General features: G+C 59.0%; 17 protein-coding genes. 3 read left to right on the forward strand and 14 right to left on the reverse strand.

Going from position 1 to position 26,706, the window contains the following annotated elements; genetic code table 11:
* Positions 1–65: 65 nt before the first annotated feature.
* Together HJB91_RS21825 and HJB91_RS21830 are read right to left on the reverse strand one after the other, a co-directional pair.
* Complete coding sequence (locus tag HJB91_RS21825) at positions 66–1,250, reverse strand: GTP-binding protein (RefSeq protein ID WP_210628498.1); 1,185 nt, start codon at positions 1,248–1,250, stop codon at positions 66–68.
* A gap of 97 nt (positions 1,251–1,347) precedes the next feature.
* Positions 1,348–6,507 (reverse strand): DUF4082 domain-containing protein, encoded by a 5,160-nt coding sequence (locus HJB91_RS21830; RefSeq protein WP_221147326.1) that lies wholly within the window; start codon positions 6,505–6,507, stop codon positions 1,348–1,350.
* Between the two features lie 634 nt (positions 6,508–7,141).
* On the opposite strand from HJB91_RS21830, the gene HJB91_RS21835 reads away from it, so the two are divergent.
* The gene (locus HJB91_RS21835) at positions 7,142–8,458 is read left to right on the forward strand and encodes a polysaccharide biosynthesis/export family protein (RefSeq protein ID WP_221155877.1); all 1,317 of its coding nucleotides are present in this window, start codon (positions 7,142–7,144) and stop codon (positions 8,456–8,458) included.
* 199 nt (positions 8,459–8,657) lie between these two features.
* A complete protein-coding gene (locus HJB91_RS21840) occupies positions 8,658–10,166 on the forward strand; it encodes an O-antigen translocase (protein WP_221155878.1) in 1,509 nt (502 codons plus the stop codon).
* 71 nt (positions 10,167–10,237) lie between these two features.
* Here the strand turns inward: HJB91_RS21840 and HJB91_RS21845 are convergent, their stop codons facing one another.
* From HJB91_RS21845 to HJB91_RS21870, 6 genes are read right to left on the reverse strand one after another with little or no spacing between them, the layout of a single operon-like run.
* Positions 10,238–11,455, reverse strand: a complete 1,218-nt coding sequence (locus tag HJB91_RS21845; protein ID WP_221155879.1) for a DegT/DnrJ/EryC1/StrS aminotransferase family protein — start codon at positions 11,453–11,455, stop codon at positions 10,238–10,240.
* The gene (locus HJB91_RS21850) at positions 11,452–12,426 is read right to left on the reverse strand and encodes an NAD-dependent epimerase/dehydratase family protein (protein WP_210628503.1); all 975 of its coding nucleotides are present in this window, start codon (positions 12,424–12,426) and stop codon (positions 11,452–11,454) included. The genes HJB91_RS21845 and HJB91_RS21850 overlap by 4 nt, the downstream gene beginning before the upstream one ends.
* Positions 12,423–13,139 carry a DapH/DapD/GlmU-related protein gene (locus tag HJB91_RS21855; RefSeq protein WP_210628504.1) on the reverse strand — a complete coding sequence of 239 codons (717 nt, stop codon included), beginning with the start codon at positions 13,137–13,139 and terminating at the stop codon, positions 12,423–12,425. Before HJB91_RS21855 ends, HJB91_RS21850 begins: the two co-directional genes overlap by 4 nt.
* Complete coding sequence (locus HJB91_RS21860) at positions 13,129–14,232, reverse strand: DegT/DnrJ/EryC1/StrS aminotransferase family protein (RefSeq protein ID WP_221147332.1); 1,104 nt, start codon at positions 14,230–14,232, stop codon at positions 13,129–13,131. Before HJB91_RS21860 ends, HJB91_RS21855 begins: the two co-directional genes overlap by 11 nt.
* The gene (locus HJB91_RS21865; RefSeq protein ID WP_210628506.1) at positions 14,229–15,266 is read right to left on the reverse strand and encodes a Gfo/Idh/MocA family protein; all 1,038 of its coding nucleotides are present in this window, start codon (positions 15,264–15,266) and stop codon (positions 14,229–14,231) included. The genes HJB91_RS21860 and HJB91_RS21865 overlap by 4 nt, the downstream gene beginning before the upstream one ends.
* Positions 15,263–15,769 carry an acyltransferase gene (locus HJB91_RS21870; protein ID WP_210628507.1) on the reverse strand — a complete coding sequence of 169 codons (507 nt, stop codon included), beginning with the start codon at positions 15,767–15,769 and terminating at the stop codon, positions 15,263–15,265. The genes HJB91_RS21865 and HJB91_RS21870 overlap by 4 nt, the downstream gene beginning before the upstream one ends.
* 557 nt (positions 15,770–16,326) lie before the next feature.
* Between HJB91_RS21870 and HJB91_RS21875 the strand changes: the two genes are divergently transcribed.
* Positions 16,327–17,106 (forward strand): response regulator transcription factor, encoded by a 780-nt coding sequence (locus HJB91_RS21875; protein ID WP_210628508.1) that lies wholly within the window; start codon positions 16,327–16,329, stop codon positions 17,104–17,106.
* A gap of 181 nt (positions 17,107–17,287) precedes the next feature.
* On the opposite strand, the gene HJB91_RS21880 is transcribed toward HJB91_RS21875, so the two are convergent.
* The 6 genes from HJB91_RS21880 to HJB91_RS21905 form a co-directional block, all read right to left on the reverse strand.
* The gene (locus HJB91_RS21880; protein WP_221147334.1) at positions 17,288–19,126 is read right to left on the reverse strand and encodes a glycosyltransferase; all 1,839 of its coding nucleotides are present in this window, start codon (positions 19,124–19,126) and stop codon (positions 17,288–17,290) included.
* A 4-nt stretch (positions 19,127–19,130) separates the two neighbouring features.
* Positions 19,131–20,174 carry a UDP-glucuronic acid decarboxylase family protein gene (locus tag HJB91_RS21885; protein WP_210631661.1) on the reverse strand — a complete coding sequence of 348 codons (1,044 nt, stop codon included), beginning with the start codon at positions 20,172–20,174 and terminating at the stop codon, positions 19,131–19,133.
* Between the two features lie 46 nt (positions 20,175–20,220).
* Entirely contained in the window at positions 20,221–21,684 is a 1,464-nt protein-coding gene (locus tag HJB91_RS21890) for a sugar transferase (protein ID WP_221155888.1), read from the reverse strand.
* A 7-nt stretch (positions 21,685–21,691) separates the two neighbouring features.
* Positions 21,692–22,558: a WecB/TagA/CpsF family glycosyltransferase gene (locus HJB91_RS21895; protein WP_210628510.1), complete on the reverse strand. Its 867-nt coding sequence runs from the start codon at positions 22,556–22,558 to the stop codon at positions 21,692–21,694.
* Positions 22,559–23,162: 604 nt separating this feature from the next.
* A complete protein-coding gene (locus HJB91_RS21900; protein ID WP_221147341.1) occupies positions 23,163–25,292 on the reverse strand; it encodes a right-handed parallel beta-helix repeat-containing protein in 2,130 nt (709 codons plus the stop codon).
* Entirely contained in the window at positions 25,292–26,611 is a 1,320-nt protein-coding gene (locus HJB91_RS21905; protein ID WP_221155880.1) for an O-antigen ligase, read from the reverse strand. The genes HJB91_RS21900 and HJB91_RS21905 overlap by 1 nt, the downstream gene beginning before the upstream one ends.
* Between the last annotated feature and the right edge of the window lie 95 nt (positions 26,612–26,706).

Consider the following 26,706-nt stretch of genomic DNA (forward strand, 5'->3'; position numbering starts at 1 on the left):
TGACGCACGTTGAAAAGGAACTCTGGTATTGTTTCGCCGACCCGGCTGAACTGCGCCGCGCCGTGCTACCAGGCCGGAAACGGATCTTCGAGGACCGACCAGTCCCGCGGATCCGAGCTGGCCAGGCAGTCGTCCAACGCGCTGCGGACGCCTGTCTCGTCCATGTCAACACCAATGAACACCAGTTCCTGCCGACGATCGCCCCAGGCACTGTCCCATCGGCGCTCGATCTGCTGACGAAACTGGTGGTGGCTCGGCCAGTCCTGCCGGGGGACGGCCGCCCACCAAAGCCCCATGGGTTCGCAGCGCCGCTGCGCGCCGGCCGCCGACATCAGACCCACGTGACGCGGTCGCGTGGCCAGCCAGAAATGACCTTTGGCGCGGATGACCCCCGGCCAGGGCTCGTCCAAGAATGCTCGAAACCGCATGGGGTCGAAGGGACGCCTCGTGCGATAGACAAAGCTCGACACGCCATATTCCTCCGTCTCCGGAACATGATCACCCGGGCTGTACAGCTCCTTGTGCCATAACGGGTGAGCGGCGGCTTTTGCTTCGTCGAAGAGGCCCGTATTGAGAATGGTTGCAAGAGAAACATTGCCGAAGTCCGTCTCCACCTGGTGCGCATCCGGGTTGAGCGCAGCCACCGTCTTGCGGATTTCCGCTCTTAGCTCCTCGGTCGCGTCCGCGATCTTGTTGATCACGACAACGTCGGCAAACTCGATCTGATCCACCAACAGGTCGATGAGTGTCCGCCGGTCCTCGCCGTCCCGCTGCATGCCGCGGTCGCGAAGCAGATCGGCACTGCTGTAATCAGCCAGGAGGCTGGCGGCATCCACGACGGTCACCATCGTGTCAAGTCTGGCAAAATCGGAGAGCGAAACACCGTTCTCGTCGCGGAAGGAAAAAGTGGCAGCGATGGGGCGCGGCTCGGCAATGCCCGTCCCTTCAATCAGCAGATAGTCGTATCGCCTCTCTTCGGCCAGTCGCCGCACTTCCGTCAGGAGGTCATCGCGCAGGGTGCAGCATATGCAGCCATTGCTGAGCTCGATCAACGTCTCCGTCGTGTGCGAGAGGTTGCAGCCGCTGTCGCGAATGAGATTGGCGTCTATATTCACTTCGCTCATGTCGTTGACGATGACGGCAACACGCAGGCCCTGACGGTTGTTCAGGACGTGACTGAGGAGCGTCGTCTTGCCGGCGCCGAGAAAGCCGGCAAGCACTGTCACCGGGAGCCGCTCGCCCTTGTTCATCGCGGTCCCTTGAATGGGAGCGGAGGCAGCTCCCCTCTCTGCGACCCGCATTTGCGTCGTATAAGCCTCATTCCCGATCCTAACTTTATCCTTTGCATCACGCGACGAGTTGCGGCCGGAAGACGACGTCGGCGTAGTAATTGGTTGAGTTGTAGCTGTTGGTCGGGAAAAGACCTGTGGTGGCGGATCCGCCATAGGCATAGACGCCATTGCCGCTGGCCGGCGCCGTCAACGGACCGTTGGTGACGGCGGTCGTGAAGAAATTGTTGGTCGCCACGTAAGCGCCTGTCGTGTGATAGGAGGCGACATAGGTGGTATTGGCGGCGATGGTGACGGGGTTTGTGAAGTTCACCGTCTGCCAGCCGCTCGCGGTGGTGGTGGTGAAGGTGGCGGTGGCAAGCTTGGTTCCCGTCGTGGTCCAAAGGTCGACGACATTCTGACCGTTGTCATTGGCGCTGCGATAGAACCTGATGCCCGTGACATCCCCGGCAACGTTCGACGTGAACTTGACGCCAAGTTCGAGCTGCTGACCATCGTTGAGGGTCCGGGCCGGCGTACTGGAGGCGGAGAACAGGCTGTAGGTTGTCGGCGCCGTCGACACGGCGATGTTGAAGGTCTCGTTGGCCGCAAGGCCGCCGAGATCAGTCGCCGTCACCTTGATGCCATAGGTGGCCGACGTCGTCGGCGTGCCGGAGAAGGTGCGCGTCGAGGCGTTGAAGGTCAGCCAGGAAGGCAGCGCCGTGCCGTCGGCGGCGGTTGCCGAATAGGTCAGCGTCTCGTTGCTGTCGACATCGGTGAAGGTGGTCGTCGGCAGCGTGAAGGAAAAGGCAGAGCCGACGGTGGCATTCTGGGTCGTCGTCTGGACGGCCAGCACCGGCGCATCGTTGGCGCCATGGATGGTGACGGTCAGGTTTGCCGTAGCGGTGGCCCCGGCGGCATCACGCATCGTGTAGCTGAAGACATCACTCAGCGTGTTGGTGGACAGGCGCAGCGCCTGGACGGCGGTATTGGTCTCGTTGATCGTATAGGTATAGGTGCCCGATGCATTGAGCACGAGACTGCCATAGGTGCCGTTCAGCGATGAGCCGAGCGTGCCTGACGTCGTCCCGAAGCGGACCGCCGTCACGGTCTTGGTATCGCCGGCATCCGGATCGGTATCGTTGGTCAGCACGTTGCCGCTGGCGGCCACGCCGCCCGAGCCGTTGGCCACCCCGCCCTTCTCGGTCGCATCCCCCGTATCGGCAACCGCCGTCGGCGTCGTATTCCCGGGCACTGACACGGCGATGTTGAAGGTCTCGTTGGCCGCAAGGCCGCCGAGATCAGTCGCCGTCACCTTGATGCCATAGGTGGCCGACGTCGTCGGCGTGCCGGAGAAGGTGCGCGTCGAGGCGTTGAAGGTCAGCCAGGAAGGCAGCGCCGTGCCGTCGGCGGCGGTTGCCGAATAGGTCAGCGTCTCGTTGCTGTCGACATCGGTGAAGGTGGTCGTCGGCAGCGTGAAGGAAAAGGCAGAGCCGACGGTGGCATTCTGGGTCGTCGTCTGGACGGCCAGCACCGGCGCATCGTTGGCGCCATGGATGGTGACGGTCAGGTTTGCCGTAGCGGTGGCCCCGGCGGCATCACGCATCGTGTAGCTGAAGACATCACTCAGCGTGTTGGTGGACAGGCGCAGCGCCTGGACGGCGGTATTGGTCTCGTTGATCGTATAGGTATAGGTGCCCGATGCATTGAGCACGAGACTGCCATAGGTGCCGTTCAGCGATGAGCCGAGCGTGCCTGACGTCGCCCCGAAGCGGACCGCCGTCACGGTCTTGGTATCGCCGGCATCCGGATCGGTGTCGTTGGTCAGCACGTTGCCGCTGGCGGCCACGCCGCCCGAGCCGTTGGCCACCCCGCCCTTCTCGGTCGCATCCCCCGTATCGGCAACCGCCGTCGGCGTCGTATTCGAACTCGACGTGGTAAACATCACATCGACCCAATAGTTCGTCGACTGGAAGGTGGCCGTGGGAAATAGGCTGTTGCTGCCATAGGCATAGACGCCATTGCCGCTGGCCGGCGCCGTGAGCGGACCGCTGGTTACATTTGAGGTGAAGTAGCCGGTGGTCGACGAATAGTGACCGGTATTCGTATGGTAAGATGCAGTGTAGGTTTGTCCAGCCGTCAGCGATACCGGACTGGTGAAATAGGCGGTCTGCCAGCCGCTGGCAGTCTCGTTCGTGAAGGTGAGGGTCGCAATCCGCGTGCCGGTACTCGACCATAGTGAACCGGTATGCGTGCCGGTATCCTGGCTGCCCTTATAAAAACGAATGCCGGTGACCGTACCTGCGACGGAGGTCTGGAATTTGAAGCCAAGTTCAACCGCCGAGGTATCGTTGGTGTTGACGACCGCTGGCGTCGCCGAACCGAAGAGAGAGGTGTAACTCGGCCCGCTGACGGTGACCGTTCGTCCCGCCGAGGGCGTTTCCAGGTTGACGTTATCATCGACTGCGCGAGACCGGATAGTATAGGTGCCCGTGGCTTGCGGCTGCCAGGTATAAGTCCAGTTCTCATCGCCCGTCGCCGGATGCCAGCTCGCCCCGTTGTCGGTCGAAACCTCGACCGCGGCGATGACCCCACCTCCGGTATCGGCAGCGGTGCCGGTAATCGTCACAGTGGATCCAACGGTCGCCGTGGCGGGCACCGTGATGACCGATGTCGGCGCAGTGTGGTCCAACGAAGCGGTTGCGGCGGTGAGTCCGGACTGCAGCGTTCCCGGCTGAATACCCATGTCGGCAAGCAAATTGACCATTGCCTGCTGCACACGCGGGTCCGTCGGGGTCGCCGTGAGGTCGTGATTGTCGCTGAGCCCCCATGTCCAGTAGACCGTGCCGGCGCCGAATACCAGCGCACCGCTGGGGGCGCGATAGAGGGTCAGATTGTGGGTCGCCGTCGCATTGCCGGTCGTGTTTCCGTAATCGAGCAAGTAGGTGCTGACCGGAAGCGTCGTCGACGACAGCTTCACCAGGCCAGCCGGATCAAAACCGTTATCGGGCGCTTCGTCCCACTCGTAACCGAGATAGTTTTTGGTGAGCGTCGCCGTCTGACCGGGCTGGAGGTTGGCAACGCTCGTATTGCGCCAGAAGCGCAGGTTGGCATCATCATAGCCAACGGTGATGGCGCCAAGATTATTGCCGACATCATCGACCTTGAATAACTGGCCGGTCAGCGAATTCTCCGGATTGCCGCCGCCAATGGCCGGTGGGCTGAAGCGTGGATCGCGGAAGGTGCCTGTCCATTGGTCGGAAGGATCGATATCGCCGCCGGCCCATGTCTCCTTGTAGGTGATGAGGGTGCGATAAGGCGTGCCGTCGGCGCTATAGGCGTTGCCCCAGCGGGTACGCCAATAGACCTCGTTGCCGCTCCAGAACATCAGGTTTACGCCCGCGTCGCGCGCAGCCTCGACATTGGTTCTCTGCTGTCCCGACCAGTATTCGTCATGCCCGGCATCGACATAGGTCTTGTGATTGAGCAAGAGGCTGCCATAGCGGTCGGCGTCGACACCCGACAAGTAGGAGACGTCATAGCCGTTCTGTTCCAGCCAGTAGATACCCGCATATTCGGCGCCGAACAGATAGTCCTGGGGACCGGCGTAAGTGCCGACATTGCCGCGGGTGGCAATCGGCCTGTTGTAGCTGACCGCATAGGCGCGGCCGGCGCCCTGCCCCGTCGCAGGCCCGTTGCCGCCATACAAGTTCGCGCCACCCCAGCCATTGTAAGCTTGCCAGGTCTCATCCGCGGTCTGGAAGACGACGTCACTGTGGCTGTCGTCGTCGCGCACGATGAACGGAATGTGGTTAGATCCGGAGGTACCGTCCTGACGCACGAGCTTGGCGATATAGACGCCCGAGACGGCATCATCAGGTACCGTCCACGACGCCGAGACGGCCCAGTTGCCGGCGTCCACTGTGCCGGTCGTGGCATTGCGCAATGGACTGGGCTGAGTCTGCAATCCGGTATGCTGCATGGTCGCGACCTTGCGCGCTCCCATGCCGCCGTAATAGCCGAGCCGATAGATATCGATCCGGTAATTGGTGGAGTTGGTATTGATCTTAAAGCTGATCGTCTTTCCGTTATCGACGCTGATGTCTGTCGCAAACCCCTCGATGTTGGAGCTACCGGCACCGTTGATGCCCCACTCGCTCTCCGGATTGCCCTGCTTCTGGTTTTCCAGCACGATCGCATTGCTGGCAGCCGCCGCCGTGACCGCCAGACTTTGCGTTGTCGATGACCCCTGCATAGAAGGCTTAGGTGGCTTCGTCACAGAGCCGGACAGGATACCTATATCCTTGGATTTTGTTCCCGTTCCCGTCTCTCCCCCGCCTGGCAGGGTTCCATTGGTGAGCGCCACGTCCGACCATGTTGCGGTTCCGCGCCAACCCGAGAGCGGGGACAGGTCCCGATCGAAAAGCGGATCGCTGATCGAGGCGCCGATGGCCTGCTTGATCGTCGCGACATAGTCAGGTCCTTCGGTCAGCCTGGTCCCCGGCAATTGACCGTCCTGTTGAAGCAGGGCGCCGCCATGGGCCCAATCGAGGATGCGCGTCGGTGAGGTAAAGTAGCCGCACCCGCACACGCCAAAGGGCATGCCGAAGGCCAGCGAATTCGCGCCGGCGTCGTGCGCGGTCGCCTGCCCTGACGGGCTCGATTCGAGAATAACGACCTTGCCCGAATGAGCACGTCCGGCCGCCACCTTAGGAACACCTTCCCCCGAAGCTGTCGATGCCGGGCTTTGCGGCAGATAGGCAGCCAGAGGATCGTCGCCCATGGAGCTCATTCCGGGATAGGAGCTCATTCCGGTATAGGTGCGCTGAAGGGACGATGTCGTCCCGAACGCAACTCCGTCCGCGTGCCACGGGAAACTCGCAAGATTCGGCATAGAACCCGACAGCGCGGCCCCGTCACCGCTTAGAATTCTCATTTCGCTAGGCGTGGCGATCGTGTCGGTTAAGGGCCGCTCGTCGACGTTTTTGTCCGAGTCGCCGTTCACGTGCGCTTTCTGCCCATGATGTTCGTTGAGGGCCGCATCCTTATAGGGATCGTCGACAAGGGTGCCCTGCTTGTGTCCATCGGCGGTTTGCACCAATGCCGCAAGTTGAGCACTATCCCTATGCTTTTCAGCAGGCTTGCGCGGTCTCTCTTTTCCGCCGACGGTGAACCACCGGGGCACCAGCGAGTCCAGGAGGAGTGAGCGCGAAGTCCACCGGCGGGCGTTGCGATACATGGCAGGCACCTCTCGCGAAATTTATAAGATCAAATCTATGAGCGATCGTTTGACACCAGCCTGGAAGTATAGCCGAAAAACAGGCGAGTATATCCTACACCTTTTGCTCTACATGCGGTATCCTTTGGGCAACGGCCGTATCGTATAAACCCAATAAAGTTGAGACCGGCGGGCCGCGGAGCTTGGCTGCGCTCGGTGCAAGGCCCAAGCCGTGGCGGTGGCTTCTTCCACCATCGCCCCATGGCGGCACTGACGCCGGAAACGCCCAAGCAGGAACAACGGAGGTGGTCTGCCGAGCTATGGCAAGAGCCGTCGGGATCGCGGCGTGTTCAATCCGGAACGAGGATGCGATCGCGGTCGTTCGCGGCTAGAACGCCTATTCCTGCGTGCATGAGCTATTGATTTTCCAAGATGATACCTCTCTGAGATATACGCTCCTGCTCGATTTAGACTGAGGCACCCGCCCCCACCTCATCAAAATTGATGAGGCAAAGCAAACGACCTCCACCTTCCTCAAGCCTTCGCCAGACTGCACACTAACAATGCGGCGTCGGACCTACCGGCCGGCGGTCGAACAGCGTGAAGGCATTGGATCAGCATCCGTGCAAGGATGTTTCGCAGGCGAGATATGTGTATGAATTTATCGCACCGCATCCCCAAGCTGCTCTTTCGCACGGCGTATGTCATCAGTGCGTTCGCCTTTCTTGTCGGAGCCGTGTCTCCGGCTCTCGCTGATGGCGCATCCTTGGCACCCCAAACGAAGATCCGTCTGACGATCGTCCAATGGATGCAGTCCAAAGGCCAATACGAACGATGGGATGCACTTGGTGGCGAATACACGGTCTCGGATGAGGGCACGGTTTTCCTGCCCTTTCTCGGATCCCTTTCCGTCGACAATCTTAAAAAGAGTGACCTCACAAACGAAATCGCCAAGCGTCTGCAGGAGAAAATCGGACTGGTTCAGCCACCCGCGGTCACGATCGAAATTCTCGAATATCCGCCAATCTATGTTGTGGGAGACGTAACCACGCCGGGAGAGTATAAGTACCGCCCTGGGCTTACCGTTCTGCAATCCCTAGCGATGAGCGGCGGCCCGTTTCGCTCTAAAACTCCGCTGCAAGCGGAGTCGATCAAGCTCGTCGGAGAATTGCGGGAAATAGATCATTCTATCCTGCGCAGCACGGCGAAACTGTCGCGACTCCAGGCGGAGATGGCCGGTGCGAAGGAAATTACCTTCGATCAGGCGGCAGGGGCCGATCAGCAATTTTCCGCTGGGATATACAGCGAGGAGAGGGTCATTTTTCAAGCTCGTGCAAATGCGCTGGAGCGGCAGTCAAAGGCGCTCACGGAATTGCGCGAACTTTTGACCACCGAAATTTCAACTTTGGAAGAGAAACTGGTGGGCGCCGACGATAATATCAAATCAGTCGAGGACCAGCTGACCAGCGTCAAGTCCCTGGTGCAGAAAGGCCTCACGATCTCGTCGAGGCAGTTGGACCTGGAACGGTTGCTGACGACCTACCGTTCCGACAAGCTCGACCTCGTTACCGCCATCATGCGGGGTCGTCAGGCAGTCAGCGAGACAACGCGGAATCTCGAGGGCCTGTCCGACACGCGTCGGAGCGAAGTCGCGGTCGAAGCGCAGGCGGAACGGGCAAATCTCGATCAGCTCAAGATGAAGCGTGAGATGACGCAGAAGCTGCTTATCGATCAACTTGCTGCCGACGACGGCTTGAAAAACCGCAGCGTGGAGCTCCCGATCACTTTTACCGTCAGCCGGCGGAATGAAGGACGAATCGATCAATTCCAAGCCTCAGAAACGACGACACTGGCGCCGGGTGACGTCGTGAGAGTTGTTCGGCCGCAAATTCCGGACGAGCCGTCCGGGCCAACCTCCGATCAATCTGGGGAGATGGAGCCAGAGACGCTCGCAAATCGGACAAGCCAGTGACCTGCGACGAAAGCATGACCAAGGTGAAAGCGGCGGTGAGACCTACGGAGGTGAGATCCCGCCGCCTCGAATATCATGAGCGATATGACGGTCGCAAAAAGACCGCGCGCGCGGTGCATCCCCGAAGCTGCGTTGGGCGCCAGGCCCAGGGTAAAGCGTCGGAGATGCAGCCCGACAGGATAAACGCTGGGGATATCTGATGACGTTGCGCATGATCCCGCCCAGCGGCCAGTCTTATACCCAAATACTGAAGTCGACGATGCTGATGGGCGGTTCCTCGCTGGTGAATGTCGCTCTTAGCATCGTTCGCAACAAAGCCCTGGCTGTTCTGCTCGGGCCGGAAGGGGTGGGGCTTATCGGCCTTTACGGGGCAATCCTCGATATCGCGCAAGCGATAGCTGGTATGGGAGTGAGCAGCAGCGGTGTGCGCCGGGTCGCCGAGGCGGCGGGCGCCGACGACGGAGAGAGGATCGCGCGGTCGGCGACAGCGCTCAGACGCATCTCGCTGGTGCTCGGGCTGCTCGGCGGGCTTTTGCTTGCGGCGTTGGCTCTTCCGGTCTCGAAATTCACTTTCGGCGACTACCAGCACGTCGGCGGCATTGTACTGCTCTCCCTTGCCGTATTCTTTCGCATAGTGTCTACCGGACAGGCCGCTTTGATCCAAGGCTTGCGGGGCATTGCCAATCTGGCCCGCATCAACGTGCTTTCCGGACTCTTCGGCACGATGGTCAGCATCCCGTTGATCTATCTGTTCGGCGAAAAGGCGATTGTACCCTCTCTCGTGGCGATCGCGGCCGTCTCGGTCCTTCCCACCTGGTGGTACAGCAAACACATATCCACGCAGCCACCGCCCATGTCGGTGCGTCAGTTCGGCCGGGAAGCGAAAGCCCTGTTCAGTCTCGGCATGGCGTTCATGGCAAGCGGACTTCTGACGTTCGGCGCCGCCTATGCCATCCGCATCATCGTGCTGAATGAAGGGGGAGTTGTGGCGGCGGGATTATACCAGGCAGCCTGGGCGTTAGGCGGTCTCTACGCCGGTTTCATCCTGCAGGCGATGGGAACAGACTTCTATCCGCGCCTGACCGCAATCGCTGACAACAAGGCCGAGTGCAACCGGCTGGTCAATGAGCAGGCGGAAATCAGCATGCTGCTGGCCGGCCCCGGTCTGATCGCCACTTTGACCCTGGCGCCGCTCGTGATGAGCATGTTCTATTCCGCGGAATTTCATGGGGCTGTGGAGCTCCTGCGCTGGATCTGCCTTGGAATGATGCTCAGGATCGTCGCCTGGCCGATGGGTTTCATCGTGCTCGCGAGGGGCGCGCAGACGATCTTCTTCTGGACGGAGGTCGCAGCAACGCTGGTACATGTGGGGCTGGCTTGGCTCTTCGTAGCGAAGCTCGGCACGACCGGAGCCGGCATGGCGTTTTTCGGTCTCTACGTCTGGCATAGTATTCTGATTTACCTGATCGTGCGTCGCCTCACCGGCTTCCGCTGGTCGCGCGCCAATCGCAGGCACGCGCTGCTCTTCCTGCCTGCGTCCGGGATGGTCGTCTCGGCCTTTTTGCTCTTGCCGTCATGGTCGGCCATGGTGATCGGCTGCATCGCCATCGTCGCGACCGGGCTTTACTCGCTGCGCATGTTGGTCGAACTGCTTCCGCCGGAGTCGGTGCCCGCAATCGTCCGAGGATGGATCACGAAATCCGCATGAAAAAAAGCGCGCATCAGAGGATGCACGCTTTCCTGATGTTGTACGACATGCTGCCGTGTGCCGGCGTCAGTTCAGGCAGGTACGGCGTCCGGCTCGGGCTGACGGACGACGCGCCCGGTGCTGGCGTCGGCAAGGGCCTGGCGCAATGCCTCAACGACCCTGACGATATCAACTGGCGTCATCTGCGCATAAAGCGGCAGGATGACGGTCTGCTGCTGCGCCGATATGCTTCGCGTCAGACTGGTGGCGGCGCGATGAGAGCTTAGGCCGGAATAGGCTCCCTCCAGGTGAATGTTCATCACGCCGCGCCGCGTCGATATCCCCTGATCGAGCAGCGCTTGCATGACTGCGCGCTGGTCGATTTCGTCAGACAATCTCACGCAGAAGCTTTGCCAGTTGCTGCGAGCCCAGCCAGGCTCGGTCGGAATCGACAGGCCTGGGATCGTGGACAGCCCCTCGCAATACTGCAATGCAAGCCGCCTTCGCTCCGCAACCAGCTCCGGCAGCCGCCGTAGTTGCACCCGTCCGACCGCGGCCTGGAGGTCGGTCATACGGTAGTTGTAGCCCAGCTCATCATAATCCTCGAAGATCACCTGTTTGGAGCCGTGGCGGACAGCGTCGGTGACGCTCATGCCATGCTGGCGCCACAGCCGGAATTTTCTGTCATATTCCGGATTCACAGTCGTCAGCATGCCGCCATCACCCGTGGTGACGACCTTGCGGGGATGGAATGAGAAGCAGGCAATATCGCCATGCGGTTTGCCGATCTTTTCCCAACGCCCTTCCCACAGAATTTCGCTTCCCGTCGCACAGGCCGCATCCTCGATAACCGGTACCGAATGGCGTTTGCCGATCGCCACGATCGAACGGAGATCGCAGGGCATGCCGAGCTGATGCACGCACAGGATTGCCTTGGTGCGGGGCGTGATTGCCGCTTCGATCAAGCTCGGGTCCATATTGTAACCATCCGGCTCGATATCGACGAAGACGGGCACCGCATTACAGTATCGAACAGCATTCGCGGTTGCGATGAACGAGTGGCTGACGGTGATGACCTCATCGCCAGCGCTGACGCCCACCGCCATCAAGGCGAGATGAAGCGCGGTCGTGCAGTTGGAAACGGCACAAGCGTGCTCGGTGCCGACGAAGGCTGCGAATTCTTTCTCAAATGCCGCGACTTCCGGCCCCTGCGTCACCCATCCCGACAGGATGACACGGCGCGTGGCCTCAGCCTCTTCCTCTCCGAGGACGGGTTTGGCAACGGGGATTGTCGATAACAACGGGCTCATGCAGCCTGACCTCCTGCCGAAGCAGTCTTCGACTGCCACCACATGACAAGGTCACGAAGCCCCTGCTCCATCGAAATTTCCGCCTTGAAGCCCAGAAGTCTTTCGGCCTTGCTGATATCGGCAAGACGACGCGTGACGCCATTGACGGCGCGCGCCTCTTTGTGTTGCGGCTCGAGTGAGGATCCCATGATGTCGCTCAGCATCCGCGCGAGTTCCAGCAGGCTTATTTCCCTGCCGCTCGCGACGTTGAACACCTCGTCCGTAACGTCGCTCTTTGCCGCCAGCATGTTTGCCCGCGCAATATCGCGTGCATCCACGAAGTCCATCGTCTGGCTGCCGTCCCCATAGACGAGCGGCGGCATTCCGGCCGCCAGGCGTTCCATCCAGCGGATCAGAACTTCCGTATAGGCACCGTAAACGTCCATTCGCGGTCCATAAACGTTGAAATAACGCAGCGCCACATAGCGCAGGCCGTACATTTCCGCGAAACTGCGCAATAGACCCTCGTTGAAGGTCTTGGCCGCGCCGTAGATCGTCCGGTTATTGTAGGGGTGATGCTGTTCGGTCGTCGGGAAGCTTTCAGCAAGCCCCAGCACGGAGGCAGAGGAGGCCGCGACGACCTTCGACACGCCTGCCTTGACCGCAGCTTCAAGGACATTGAACGTGCCCTCGGCCAGAACATCGAAGGCGAGCCGCGGTTCTTCCGCGCATTGCGTGATGCGGATCGCAGCCTGGTGGAAGACGATGTCGACGCCTTCGAAGGTTTTCGCCAGCAGTGCCCTGTCGCGGATATCGCCCTCGATGATGTTGACGGAGCCGCTTGATATTGCCGTGCTGAGATTGTCCCGGCGCCCACGCACGAAATTGTCGAGGACGATGATCTCGCGAGGTTTTTCCAATGCAACAAGATCGGCAATATGCGAACCGATCAGACCGGCACCACCGGTGATGAGCACTCGTTTGTTTCTCATGATCTTCCCTCACGCGACATGTTCGTCATCGGATCATTCTCCGAACGCCAACGGATGAATTTTGCCGGTACACCGGCGGCAACCGAGAACGGCTCGACGTCGGAAACGACGACTGCCCCCGCTCCAACGATCGCCCCCTTCCCGATGGTCACTCCGGGAAGAATGGTCGCATTTGTTCCGATGTCGGCCTCGGCACAGATGCGCACCGGCCTGATTTCAAGATCCGTGCGGATGATCGGCACATCCACCGGCAGTGCCGTGTGGGTCGAGCCAAGCACCTTGGCGCCCGGCCCCCACCCGACAGAATCCTCGATCACCAGGTCGCGCGCGTCGAAATAGGCCATTGGCCCGATCCAGACATTGTCGCCAATGACGCAGGTGCCGTCGTAGCGTCCCTGGATGTAGGCCTGAGCGCCGATGAACACGCCGCTGCCGATTTCGAATGTTTCCGGATGTTTGAAACCGGCGCCGCTGGCAACCTGCAGGCCTTCGCCGCAGTTCCGTGTGATAGCCTGCCAGATGGCTTTGCGCATCAGCGCGTCGACGAACCCGTCGCCCGTCGCGAAACGGCCGTAGAGTTCGATCAGACCGCCACGTCCATATGATTGCCTGAGCTCTTCGGCGAGCCCCGCCTGATAGGCTGGATCTGCCGGCTTCTGGCTACGGCCGTGAACGGCCTGCACGACGCGAGCCTCGCGTGGATTAACTGACATAGGCATACTCCAGCGCAGCCGCGACCTGATCGACGTGCTGCACGGGCATTTCAGGGTAGATCGGCAAGGAGAGGACCTCGCGTGCGGCGGCTTCCGAGACCGGGAAGTCGCCGACCTGGTAACCGAGGTCGGCATGGGCCTTCTGCAAATGAACGGGGATCGGATAGTGCAAACCAGACGGAATGCCCTCTGCTGTGAGCACACGTTGCAGGCCATCGCGATCGTGGCTTCTGATGGCGTAGACATGGTAGACATGCCGCCGCTCCGGCACTTCGACAGGCGTTCGCAAATGCGGCGATCCTGCAAGCAGGGAGGAGTAGCGGCGACCATGCGAACGACGGGCTTCGGTCCAGGCTTCGAGATGCCGGAGCTTGACGCGCAGAATGGCTCCCTGGATGGCGTCCATGCGATAGTTGAAGCCCTTCAGCAGATGGTGATAGCGCTGCTCCTGACCCCAATCCCGCAGCATGCGCATTGTCTTAGCCTGCTCATCGCTGTTCGTGACGGCGATCCCGCCCTCGCCGCAGGCGCCGAGGTTTTTGCCCGGATAGAAGCTGAAGCAGCCAGATGCGCCGATGCTGCCGGCGCGCGCGCCCTTATACCGGGCGCCATGTGCCTGGCAGGCGTCTTCGATGACCGGGATCTGGTGGTGATCAGCGACTTCCATGATGCCATCCATATCGGCCATCTGGCCGTAGAGATGGACGGGAATGATCGCCTTGGTCCGGGAGGTGATCTTCGCCTCGAGCTGAGCCGGATCCATGGTGAGCGTCATCGGCTCGACATCGACGAATACGGGTGTTGCGCCCGTGTAGCAGATCGCCGACACGGTCGCGACGAAGGTGAACGGCACGGTGATGACTTCATCGCCGGGACCGACGCCCGCCGCAAGCAGAGACAGGTGCAGGGCGCTCGTTCCGGTGTTGAGGGCAATTGCATGTTTGACGTTGCAATAGTCGGCGAATTCCTGCTCAAGCCGGATGACTTCCTCGCCCAGGATGTATTGCCCCGAGGCCAGCACGCCGAGCACTGCGGCATCGATTTCGCTCTTGATCGATTGATATTGTGCTTTGAGGTCCAGAAAGGGGATCATGCAATGCGCCTCGCCTCTTCGAGCTCGATGATACGACCGCGCTGGGCGAGCGACCGGCTCGCCGCTTCAAGGATGCGAACGACGCGCAGCCCGGCCTGGCCGTCTGCAATGGGGCGCGAATTCTGCTCGATGCACTCGACGAATTGATCCAGTTCGCGTTTCAATGCCTCGGTCATATCGAGCTTGGGCGCCCACATATCGCCGCTGCGGTAGCCGACCAGCATCTGATGCACCTTCTCGCCGTACGCATCGGAATTGGGGCACATGGTGATGCCCTTGTCATAGACCTTGATTTTTTCACTGGGCTCCAGATCGTCATAGACGATCATCTTGTTGCTGCAGCCGATCAGCGTGCGGCGGACCTTCACCGGGGCCAGCCAATTGACGTGAACGTGGGCGATAAGCTTGCTTTCGAAGAAGAGCGTCAGATAGGCGATGTTCTCCGGCTCGCCGAGCACATGGCTCATGCCCGTCGCTGAAACAGCCACCGGCCTTTCCTGCACGACATGGTCCAGGATAGAGAGATCATGCACGGCGAGGTCCCAGATGACGCTGACATCATGCTGGAAGAGCCCAAGATTGACCCGAACCGAGTCGTAATAATACATGTCGCCGAGGCCGCTTTCGACCAGTTCACGCATCTTTCGGACGGCGCCGGTATGGACGAAGGTATGATCCACGGCCAGCACGAGGCGGCGGCGCGCGGCTTCCTCGACCATCCGTGCGGCTTCGTCCGTCGTAGATGCCATAGGCTTTTCGACGAAGACATGCTTTCCGGCCATCATTGCCTGCATTGCAAGCTTGAAATGCGTCGAGACCGGCGTCGCAATGGCGATTGCATCCACTCTCGGATCGGCCAGAACTTCCTCGAATTTATCGGTGATCGTTATTGCGGGATACCGGCTCTTAACAGCCGCCAACCGTTCGACATTGAGATCACAGACTGAAACGAGGTGGGCGCCGGCCGCTTCCGAGATGTTACGAACCAGATTCGGACCCCAATACCCATATCCGACGACAGCGATACCGATCATTCGATTTCTCCCAACGCAAACATGTCGACCGGTCCGTCATTGACGCGGCCGATCACCCGAGCCGGAACGCCCGCGACGATGGCGCCCTCAGGCACGTCCTTTGTTACAACCGCTCCGGCGCCAACCTGCGCGGCCTCTCCGATGGTCACACCTGGCAGAATGGTGGCGTTGCTGCCGATCGACGCGTGGCGCTTGACCAGCGTCGGGATGAGGACCCAGTCGGCCTCCGTCTGCAGGCTGCCATCCGGATTAATGGCGCGCGGGTAGGTGTCGTTCGTAAACATGACCCCGTGGCCGATGAAGACGCCGTCTTCCAGTGTCACGCCCTCACAGAGGAAGGAATGGCTGGAGATCTTGCAGTCTTTTCCGACCACGACGTTCTTCTGAATCTCGACGAAGGTGCCGATGCGCGTCCTTGCGCCGATCGTGCAGCCATACAGATTCACGAGATCTCGATGGTAGATGACGCTGCCGTCACCCAGCTTGACATTTGATGCAATCATCCCTGCAAACCCCTACTACTCCCAACAGGGCCCGATTTTTCAGTTGAACAAACAATCGGGCGATTGCGTCCAAGGTTTCAAACCAACAGGACAACTATTTCTCTGCACTCCAAAGAGAATTGTTTTCTTCGCCCGAGTAAAGAAACAAAACGTTTAAGCTTATTCACCTAAAGGCGTACCTACTTATGACGACTTACACCCTGGTTCACGTCCTCCACCAGCATTGGTGGCAAGCTCACACCTTCCGCACCCATTGCCGGGCCTACGCCGGAGACAGTGATTGTTTCCATACATTTAGTGGCTCGTCGCAAAACTGACATGTAACAACAGAGACTATCTTGCAGGAATCCCAGTAAGACCTAAGTCTACACTCAGGCTTATCTTCCGTTTTCATCCCGTTATAGAAGTTGTGCTGTACTTAGCCTATATTAGCTACTGTAACGTTCCGCGAATTGTGGTATTCGATTCCTACTTTAGAGTTTCCTAAGCCCCCGTATTGAGAGGGGTCGGTACTCGGGTCGTAGTGAAGCGTAACGTGTTAGAGGGAGGGTGAAGCTGTGAATTCAGCACTTATACCGAATTTGGACCTCAGGCAGGAGAACGTAGCTCTTCCCCTTAAGTTAGAAAATAACGAGCACGCACCTGCAAAGTCGGCAAGGCAAACTCATTCGCTTGTTATTCTCGACAATCGTGAGCTCGATCGCCAATGCCTGGCGCAATGCATGGCTGCGCAAAAGGCGGATTTGCAGATCCTGGCCTTTGGATCCATTGAGGAGTGGAAGCAGAAGCGCGACGAATACGCTCCGCTTTCGGCGATCCTTTTGAACGTCGGCGGCAAAAAGGTCGATGAACCGGCCGTTTCGGAGCAAATCCGGAAGCTTTCGTCGGAATTCGCTGCCACACCCCTTATCGTATTGGCTGATAGCGACGATTTCGGCCAAATCGTCAGGGCTCTTGAGTATGGTGCCAAAGGGTTCATACCCGCCTCAGTCAGCGTCAGCGTCTGCATGGAGCTAATCGCGCTGTCGGTGGCAGGAGGAATATTTGTGCCTGCAAGCGCCCTGTTCGCCATGCGTCACCTGCTCGACTCGAGCAACTCGACCGCCCACCCGCTCGCCGGCATATTCACGGATCGTCAGGCAGAAGTGGTGGAGGCGCTCCGACGCGGAAAGGCGAACAAGATCATCGCCTATGAGCTCAATCTCCGAGAAAGCACGGTGAAGGTGCATGTTCGCAATATCATGAAAAAGGTAAAAGCGACGAACAGAACGGAAGTCGTGTTCAAGCTCAACGATCTTTTTCAGAATAATCTTTCGGGCGGGTTAGCAGCACACTGACGGATGCCAATGCGGTCAGCCGATCAGATCCTGCTCCGCATCGCGAGCACATTCTCTCTTAAAACATCTCGGTGGATGCACGGAAATACGCCGAGTCGATGATCTAAAGCGTGCCGCGATCTTTCGGATTCGCGTGTCACGCTTCAGGTCTTTGTTTTCCGCAATTGCATTTTCCCCACAGCTAATTGCCGGTGCCCACAGGATGCTTGGAAAGCGCCGTTCGAATCCTGCGCAACCGCGCTTTCTGCGAATGAGGGATAAGACCCCGCGCAAGATGCCAGAGATATCGGAACTCCGGCAGAGGCGGCACATTTGGCCTCAAGCCATTCAGGCGCAGTTTGATCATCAGGCCGTCGATGCACGAATAGAGTCGCAGGCGCCAGCCAGCACCAGGTTTGAACTGTGGAGGTGCCACTTTCTCGCCACCGCTTGCGCTAAGCGGAGCATGACGAAGAATATTTGCAAGATCTGGCTGCCGGCACCGTTCAAGAATCTCGGCGAACCATCCAAACCACTCGGTGTCGGTTCGGTCGAAAAGCTGATGAATGCTTTTTCGATCCCGGCCATGCCTTCCCAAGGCGACCCCATCGGCTGCGCGAGCGAGCTGCGCGATGACGAGGCGCGCGCGCCTGAATTCGTCATGGGACAGAGATGGATAGAAATCTTGCAGCTTCCGCGCCCGTTCAAACTGGCCTCTGCAAATCAAAGCAAGAAGGAAGTAGGCCCATTCGACCGGATCCGGATCGAGCGCCCCATATTCGATGATGGTCACCTTGACCAGATCCACCAGAAGATCACAGGCGCGGTCGGCGTCGCCCTCCTGTAATGCGCAGATGGCAAGGCGGAATTTCGCTTCGGGCAAGTAGGATACGTAGTCGAGACAGCTGAGGTAGCGGTGCTTGGCCTCCTCCACCCTGCCCTGCTGGAGAAGCAGGTCTCCCTGCTTCAGCAAGGTGCGATCGCATGCTTCCCCGACGATATGGACGCTCTCTTGCTTTGAGATACGCCTGACCTTTGTAAGATCGCCGAAGGGGCCGGACTGGATGATCCTTTCGCCGAACTGCAGGCTCTTGTTCAGCGTGAACCACTGATATACTTGCGGCCTGTGGCTCAACGTATGACGCGAATGGATCAGGCTGAAACCGGCTGTCGTGATACGTCTTAGTTCGTCAGGATGGGCAAAAAGATAGTCCAGTCGCTCGACTACATTGCTGCCGTCAACAAAGACACAGTTCTGCATGTCGACAAAGCCGGCCGCCTCCACGGCTGCCGTGCGTTCTGTCACGAGACAGGCCTTTGCCCCGGGGATCTCAAAATGCTTGCGCACGACCTCGCCGCCCATAGTGCCGCATGTGGGGACGACGAAGCTCGCGTTCAGCGCGCGCGCATAGGCTTCTCCAGATAGGAGCTGGGCGGCCAGCTTGCTCTCATAGGCGTGTTGCGGCGAGACTAGGCAGGGGTAACGGTCGCGGATCGTCGGAAAGACCATCTGTCGCCAGGGATAAAGACCATAGGCCTGACCCGTGAGCGTGACCGGGATGACCTTTTGCTGCCCATAGTCGCGGTAGACTTCGGGATCGATGAAATTTGGCCAGACGAACAGATTCTCCCTCATTGCCGGCATATATTCCGGCGCCATGGTTGCGATCGCGAAATAGGTCTCGATGCCCCAGTGCTCCATATCGGAAAGAAAGCCGGCGCGTCGGTCGCACCACGCATCGGCGTTATGAAGACCGAGCTTCGGAACGGCGAGATGGGTATTGGTGTTTGTGATTTTTATCCGACGTGAGCCATGCGACCGGTAACCGCTTTCAAACAACGTCAGATCCGGTTCGTACCTGTCGCATATCTCTGCATAATCGCAGTCGCGATTAACGACGAAGACATCGAAATGTGTTGCAAGACATTTGACCTGCTGCTGCATGTGCAGCAGCAGGTAACTGGCCGCGTTCGCGTTGGGCTGATGGTCCCATTGAAAAAAAACGAGCCGCGGCTTTCGATGATCGACTTTGCTGTTCATGTCCCTATCGAATGGCTTCAGGAGCATTGAGTTCGACGCCCGGTGACGCCAGATGCGGATAAGCCTCTTGCCAGGAGTGGGCGCTGAGTTTGTTCGTTACTCCGCCAGAAAGCTTCCACTCGAAATAAGCGATCGTCCTCTCAAGCCCCTCGCGAAGGTTCACCTTCGGTTGCCAGCCCAGTTGTTGCGTCGCGCGGCTGATGTCGGGCTTGCGTTGTGTCGGATCGTCAATCGGCAGAGCCTTGTAGACGATGCCGGACTTCGATCCGGTCATTTCGATCACCATTTCTGCCAATTCACGGACCTGGAATTCTCCGGGATTGCCGAGATTGATCGGGCCCGTAACCCCAGCGGGGGCGGCCATCAAACGGATGAAGCCGTCGATCAGGTCGTCCACGTAGCAGAACGACCGAGTTTGCCTGCCGTCGCCGAAGATGGTGATCGGCTCGTTGCGAAGCGCCTGAACGATAAAATTGGAGACGACGCGGCCGTCATTCGTCTGCATCCGGGGACCGTAGGTATTGAAGATCCGCGCCACCCGGATTTCCACGCCATATTGACGATGATAGTCGAAAAACAGCGTCTCGGCACACCGCTTGCCTTCATCATAGCATGCCCGCGGGCCGATGGGACTGACGCTGCCGCGATACTCCTCGGGCTGCGGGTGAACCGCCGGGTCGCCGTAGACCTCGCTCGTCGATGCCTGGAAGATCTTCGCTTTGGTGCGTTTGGCCAGGCCGAGCATATTGATCGCCCCGTGCACATTGGTCTTTACGGTCTGCACGGGATCGTGCTGGTAGTGGACCGGAGATGCCGGGCAGGCAAGGTTGTAGATCTCATCGACCTCCACATAAAGCGGGAAGGTGATGTCGTGGCGGAGTATCTCAAAACGAGGATCGTCAAGAAGGTGCAGTACGTTATCGCGCGAACCGGTGTAGAAATTGTCCACACAGAGGACGTCGTTGCCCTCTCGCAAAAGCCTTTCGCACAGGAATGATCCCAGAAATCCGGTGCCGCCGGTAACCATGATTCGCTTGTATCCGTGCATTGATGTGCTCCGTTGTTGATGTTTGCCCGCAAGGGTGAAAACCATCTCAGCAAGCTCCCTTGCCTTTCAGAACCGCAGGAATTGTGCTGAGAAGAATGTGCCAGTCGAACCACAGGGACCGATTGTCGATGTAGAACTCGTCGAGTTGCCGCTGCAGTTCGATATCCGCGTTGCTTCGTTCGGATATCTGCCAAAGCCCCGTTAGCCCAGGTGTTACCGAACGCCGCTTGACACGAAACTCGCTATCCATCGCCGAGAGGTGATACTCCGGGAAGGGGCGCGGTCCCACGAAGGACATCTCTCCTGCAAGGATGTTCACCAACTGCGGGAGTTCGTCGAAACTCGACGCGCGAAGGACATGCCCGATCACCGGCAGGATGCGCGGGTCCTGCCGAAGCTTGAAGTGGTTCGACCACTCGGCTTGCATGGCCGGATTGTCCCGGAACAAGGTTTCGAGGCGCTGTTCCGCATCTCTGTACATCGTTCTCAGTTTCAGGACGCGCACCGGCTTGCCAGACAAACCTTCCCTGGTGTGTCTGAAGAAGACGGGCCCCGGATCGATGGCATAGATCGCGGCGGCGGCAACCAGAATGCAGGGCATAAGCACCAGCGTCGCAGGGACGGCGATCACGAGATCGAGAACTCGACGAACCAGGTTCGTGCCTGCCGATCTCCCACCGACGGCCAAGCGAACACCGATCTCTCCGCTGACGTCTGCCGGTCGCAATCCGGTTATCTTGAGGTTCGGCGTGTCGGAGAGGAGGATGACTTCGGCGAACTGCCGACGCATCGTTGCCAACTCGGCGATAAATGAACCCGTATCGTCAGCGATCAGGGCAATCGACGGCCCGTTGTCGGGAAATACTTCCGAAGTATCGGGAGAAGAGACTTCCGGCCGAATGCCATAGTGCCAATGCTCGGAGAAATACGCCACAAGCGCAGGGATACGATTGCGGGCACCAATGATCACTGCCGGCTCACCCCAGATACCAAGCCTCCAGGACAGTCCTCGTGCGGCCCCCCGCATAACAGGTTGAACAACCAATCCGAGGCCAAGGAAGCCGATGATCGGAAGCAGCAGTCCTAACCCTTCCGGCAGAAGGATCGCACCAAGCGCTGCGATGACGGCCACCTTGAAGGACGCTGTCGTTCGGCGGCGCAGATGTTCGTGGTCGTGAAGCCGATATCCGGGATAGAGCGCGTTCGATGCATAAAGAACGATTGCTGCCAGTGCTGCGAGGGCGAAAGCGCGCTCCGGCACCATATTCTCCGAACCGTGCGGAAGAAACGGCAGCAGAACAAGATAGGCTATCAGATAGCTTGCGATGTCGCCGGCGACCAGAAATGACGAAGCAGCAAGCCGAGGCAACCTGCGCCTCAATGGAACAGGGATATTCAGCCCTGCCCGCTTGTTGAATTCGGCGGCCGGCGTGGGGCTTGCCACTGATGGGACGGAGTTTGCCGCCTTCCGCAGGTCGGACGTGATTGCTGACGACGCAAATAGGGACATGATCGCTTCACACCTTTGCGGCTGCTGTTTTTGGCGCGCTCGATCCAAAAACCTCGTCTTCGATCGGAAACTTCCGAAGCCCCAGTCTCTGGAATGCTGTCAGTGAGATGAAGGTCGGCACGACGAGCGCGTAGCGCCGCCACAGCCGTCGCGGTTCGCATAAAAGACGAAAGGCCCATTCAAAGCCGCTTCTTTGAATTATCCTCGGAGCCTGCCGCTTGAGGCCGGCGTGGAAATCGAATGCAGCTCCGACACCGATGAGCATCGAAGCTTCGAGACGGTCGCGCATGCGCGCCATCCAGAGTTCCTGCTTGGGACTGCTGAGGCCGACCCAAATAATATCCGCACCCGACCGGTTGAGCCGGTCTGCGATATCAGCCTCCTCTTGCAACGACAGCTTATGAAAAGGCGGTGCATAGGTGCCGGCGATCTGCGCCTGCGGGAATCTTGCGAGAAGGCGCGCCTGCAACTGCTCCAGCGTCTCGGCTGTTGCGCCATAGAGGAAATGGCGCAGACCTTTGGATATTCCGGCCTCGAAAACAGACAACATCAGGTCAGGTCCGTAGACCCTGTCGCTTTCCGAATGGCCAGCACGCTTCAACGCCCATACCAGTGGCATGCCGTCGGGGGTTACGAGGAACGCCCGGTTATGTATCGACCGCAGCTCTGGATCATCTTGACATCGCACGACACCGTGGGCGTCGCGAACGCACACATATTCCCTCCTGCCGTCTTCGATGCCCTTTTGAATAAAACCGGTCGCGCTTTTAAGATTAACTGCCGAAATGCGAACACCAAGGACATTAGTCCATCCCAAAGAGTCCTTTTGTTTAAGAACTGAAGCTTGGATTCTGTCTGCTGTTTGCTTTCTCATGACCTGCGCTTTCGCGATCTAAACTGTCATCAGAATATGCCGGCAGCGCGATTGTCTCCATACTTTCAATTCCAACTATTGGACGTAGAAGACACTTCATATTCCTACGCCTTCGGCCCAGATAAGTTACAATGTTCGAAGTAAGGCGACGTACCCCCAATGCCTGCCACGTTGCTCTTTTTGATGAGTGCGATCCCGAAAGAGCTGTTTGACCTTCACAAAGCCGCGGAAGATAGTCACCCTCGCGTCCAGGCTGGGGTGGTTTGCGCGAATAAAGCGGGGGGAAATGGCCAACCCAATAGGCGAGATGGCTGGCGAGCCTTCAGAGCTGCCCGAGAAAACCAATCAGCTGCAGAAAAACTTGAGTTCTATTGGGAATATCGCCATCAGAGGATACTGAACCCTGATCAGGTGGAACGCTTATGGCTGACTATCAAGCAATGCCGAAGTCGCGAGGTGGGTACTCGGGGCGGGCTCGGCGGCGGCGGGCCGAGCATGGTTTGGATGATAAGACACACCCACAAGGAGCGCGCACACGACGTGGTCGAGCAGTTTCAAGCTGCCATGGCTGAAAGCGCTATGGTCCGTCGCGCCGCCGGTTTCGTTACTCGGGGTGCGACGCCACGCTCCCGATGTCGATCCCGGCCTTCTGAAGATCGCCTAGACTGCCAAACTCTCCTGAAAGCATGATCTCCGGGTGTATCCTGAAGCTCTTGTCGTTCAGATTGCCGCTGTAGCGGTTGCGCGCAAACTGCACCGATCCGAGCTTGTGGTCCGGCACGTAAATGTATGCTGCAAGCCCATTGCCGCTCTCGACCGAGACGATATTGTCCTCGATGCGATTGGGGCCTGCCCAAGGGGGATGCCACCCCCAGCCCGTACCGTCATCGACGCGAAAGGCAGCGCCAGACCCGCCTGTGATGACGTTTCCTGTCACCAGGTTGCTCCAGCCGCCGTTTATGCCGATCGCCGATATGTTATCCGAAAGCGTATTTCCTTCGATGCGCACTCCACTGGCCTTGCCGTCGGTATAGATCGCCCAACTTATAGGAGAAGGCCATTCACTGGTATTTTCGTATCCGGGAGGCCAGAATGTCCCATCGACCCTGTTCATAAGCTGACCTGTTCCGGTGACGAGATTATAGCGAATGCTGCTGTTCAAAGGATCGGCCTGCTCACCCATCATCTTGATGGCGCCGCCATCTGCCGTTTGCTGATTGGCGTTGCGGACCACGTTGTGTTCGATGACCGCATCATGAACTGCGTCCTGAGGTCCCCATAGCGAGCCACCGGCAATACCGAACTGAGCCGCGTTTTCGATGAGATTGTGAGCGATCCTGACATTGTCGGCAGCCTGGAACCATATCCCGGCCGTTTCGAAATAGACCCTGCCGATGTCCTGGATGTGGTTCGACAGGATTGTCGCACCGTCCGATTTGAGGAAAGTGCCGTAGGTCGTGCCAACATAAATCCCGTTGCCGGCCACATCCGCAATCTCGTTGCCGGCAATCAAGACATCCTTGCTCTCGGAAACATGGATGCCGACGCCGACATTGTCGATGGAGTTGCCGAGCAGCCGGACGCCGTCCGCCCGCTCGATCCGTATGGCGCCAAAGCTCCTGGTGTCGGTACCGAACTTGCCGCTACCGCGCGGGTCCCCTTCCCGGAACTGAAGCCCTGATACAACCATCCGGTCGGCTCCATCCAGCCTGAAGAATGTCGGCAGGATACCGGCGACAGCCGTCGAGCTGATTGGCAATCCATCGGCTGGGAGGTAGACGAGTTGCTCCCCAGCGCGGTCATACCACCACTCGCCGGGAACATCGAGCAGGGCCGCCGCCCCGGCAAGGAAATAGCGGCTGCCTTCCGCGGTGAAGAAATAGGCAGTGCCTCTGGTGTTGATGGCCCGGTTGGCGGTATCGATTGAAACCACAGGGAGGGTGTCACTGCCCCATTGGCTGCCGGGGCGAAAACCACCGACAATGTGGGTGACAAGCCCCGCTGTATTTTTGGAGATCGGAAGATCGCCGGCATGGAAACAAAAACGCGTGTTGCCATGCCATATGTCGTCGTCCTCAGCGCACTTGGCCGCAAAAAGCCATCCTTTGCGCGGGTCTCCATCGAGCGGAGCATTGGGAAAGCGGGCCTGCGTCTGGAGCGCCCCGTTGACGAAAAGGTCGCCCAACTCCCTGCCTGGAGGCAGCTTCAGCGACGCGGTCCATCGGCCATCGGCCTGTGCCGTCCAATTGCGTATAAGCGGGCCACCGTGCAGAACCGGCGCTTCGTTGCACCTTGCCGCGATGACCAGGCCCGCGTCGCGGGCGTCGAAGACTATCGGTTCAGCGAGATAATAGTCCCCCTTGCCTATTGCGATCGTGTTTTCGCGGCCCTTCTCACGCGCAGCGTCCCGAGCTCGCTCGATGCTGGCAAAAGGACCATCGGTACGCTGAGGATTGGCTTTGGGAAGACGCCCACTCCAACTGTCTTTGCCATCGGGAGAAACATAGAATACCGCCCGGGGCGCGGATGTGCCGGTCAGTACTTTGCTCAGAGAAGTCCCCTTCAGCCTGTCCGAAAAGGTCGCCGGCGACGCTTCCGCGCAAGTCGCTTCCCTGAGCGCTGCCTGCAGCCTGTCGGGCGCATCTGCGTCCGGACTCACTGCGGCCAGGTTGCTCGGCTGCGGAAAGAGCGAAGCAAGCAGAAAGCTCAAGATCGGTGCGAAGCGCAGCCTGATCAAATCTGCAGCTCCGCCGTTGTGCTGCCTGCCGAGGCCCGCAGTTGCTGGCCGGGAGCCGTCGAAACAACGGGCTCATATAGAGAGAACATGATGATGCCCGACATAAACAGAACGAAAATCGCATCATTCTGGATCAGGAAGATCGTTTCGGTCAGATTCATCACCAAAATCACGACTGTAAAGACATTCAACCAGAGCCAGCCATAATGCGGATCGCGGCATTGGAGGACCGCCCCTTGGCGCAAGGCCTGCAAAAGCATCAGAGCGAACAAGATCATTCCGCTTATTCCGAAGTTCAGCAGCGTGTCGCGGAATCCGTTATGGGCGTGGGGAGCCATCCATTGGATCCTCGACCAGATAATCCAGGCCTCGGGGTTCGCCTCTGTCCAAAAGGCCTGGTAGCCGAAGCCGAGCAGCAGGTGATCGGCGATCTGACCATCGACCAGCTCCCATAAGGGCACTCGGCCCGTCAAAGTGGCATCCTTGCCAAGCGCCTCCAGGAATGGAACCAGGAATTCGTGAAGCAAAAGGAGGAGCCCAACGAACATTTGAACAAAAAACAGGACGAAGACGATGCGGCTGATGCCACCGATCCGCCGCAACAGGGAATAGAACCCGATCAAGCAATAGGCCGATGCCGTCGCAATGATCGCGGTCATCGATCCGGAGGCCACGAGACAGGCCCCGCCCGCGATTAAGAAAAGCAAGGCGGTTCGCCGTAAACCCCGGTTACCGTCAATTAAAACGGCCGTCGACACCAGTATCATCATGGCGGCGTACCAACCGAGACTGTTCTTGTGGATGAATATGCCACGCACGGACCCGTCCATTGGCATGCGAGCGAGACTCGGCGACGCCACGAAGACCAGAAGGCTGAGGACGATGCATGTTCCGAAGGTGGCAAATGCCAGGAGAAGCAACTGCCGTGGTGTGAAGCGTATTGCCAGCACGTAAGCCAGAAGCACTGTAAAGAGCAGGCCGATGGCGCGCCTGAATGTCGTTGATGGGCCCACCGACCAGAAGACGGACACAAACGGCATGGCGACCATCAAGGGGACAAACCAATTTCGCTTGAGCGCCGTTAGAAACAGCGGAAAATTCCTTACCAGCATCAAGAATGTAAAGCCGTATACGGGCAGGCAAAGCAGACGCAATATAGACCTGGCATGATCGCCAAGGGCTCCGTCGGCGTCCGCCAGCATGAGCGGGAAAAGGGCGCCTGTTTGAAGAAAAAGGCAAAAGCCTGCGCCCCAGCATTCTATCGCTCGCCAACTGACGGTCGGCCCATTCGAGGCTCTAAGCGTATAGGCTCTCATTATCGGTCCCGATTTGACTGGACAGATGAGAGGCTGTTGGTCGCGGCAATTTGGAAAGACATGGGTCCCCTTTCACAGCTGCGCTGCTTACCAAC

The organism is Rhizobium sp. NLR10b (genome assembly GCF_019685435.1).
GTDB lineage: Bacteria > Pseudomonadota > Alphaproteobacteria > Rhizobiales > Rhizobiaceae > Rhizobium.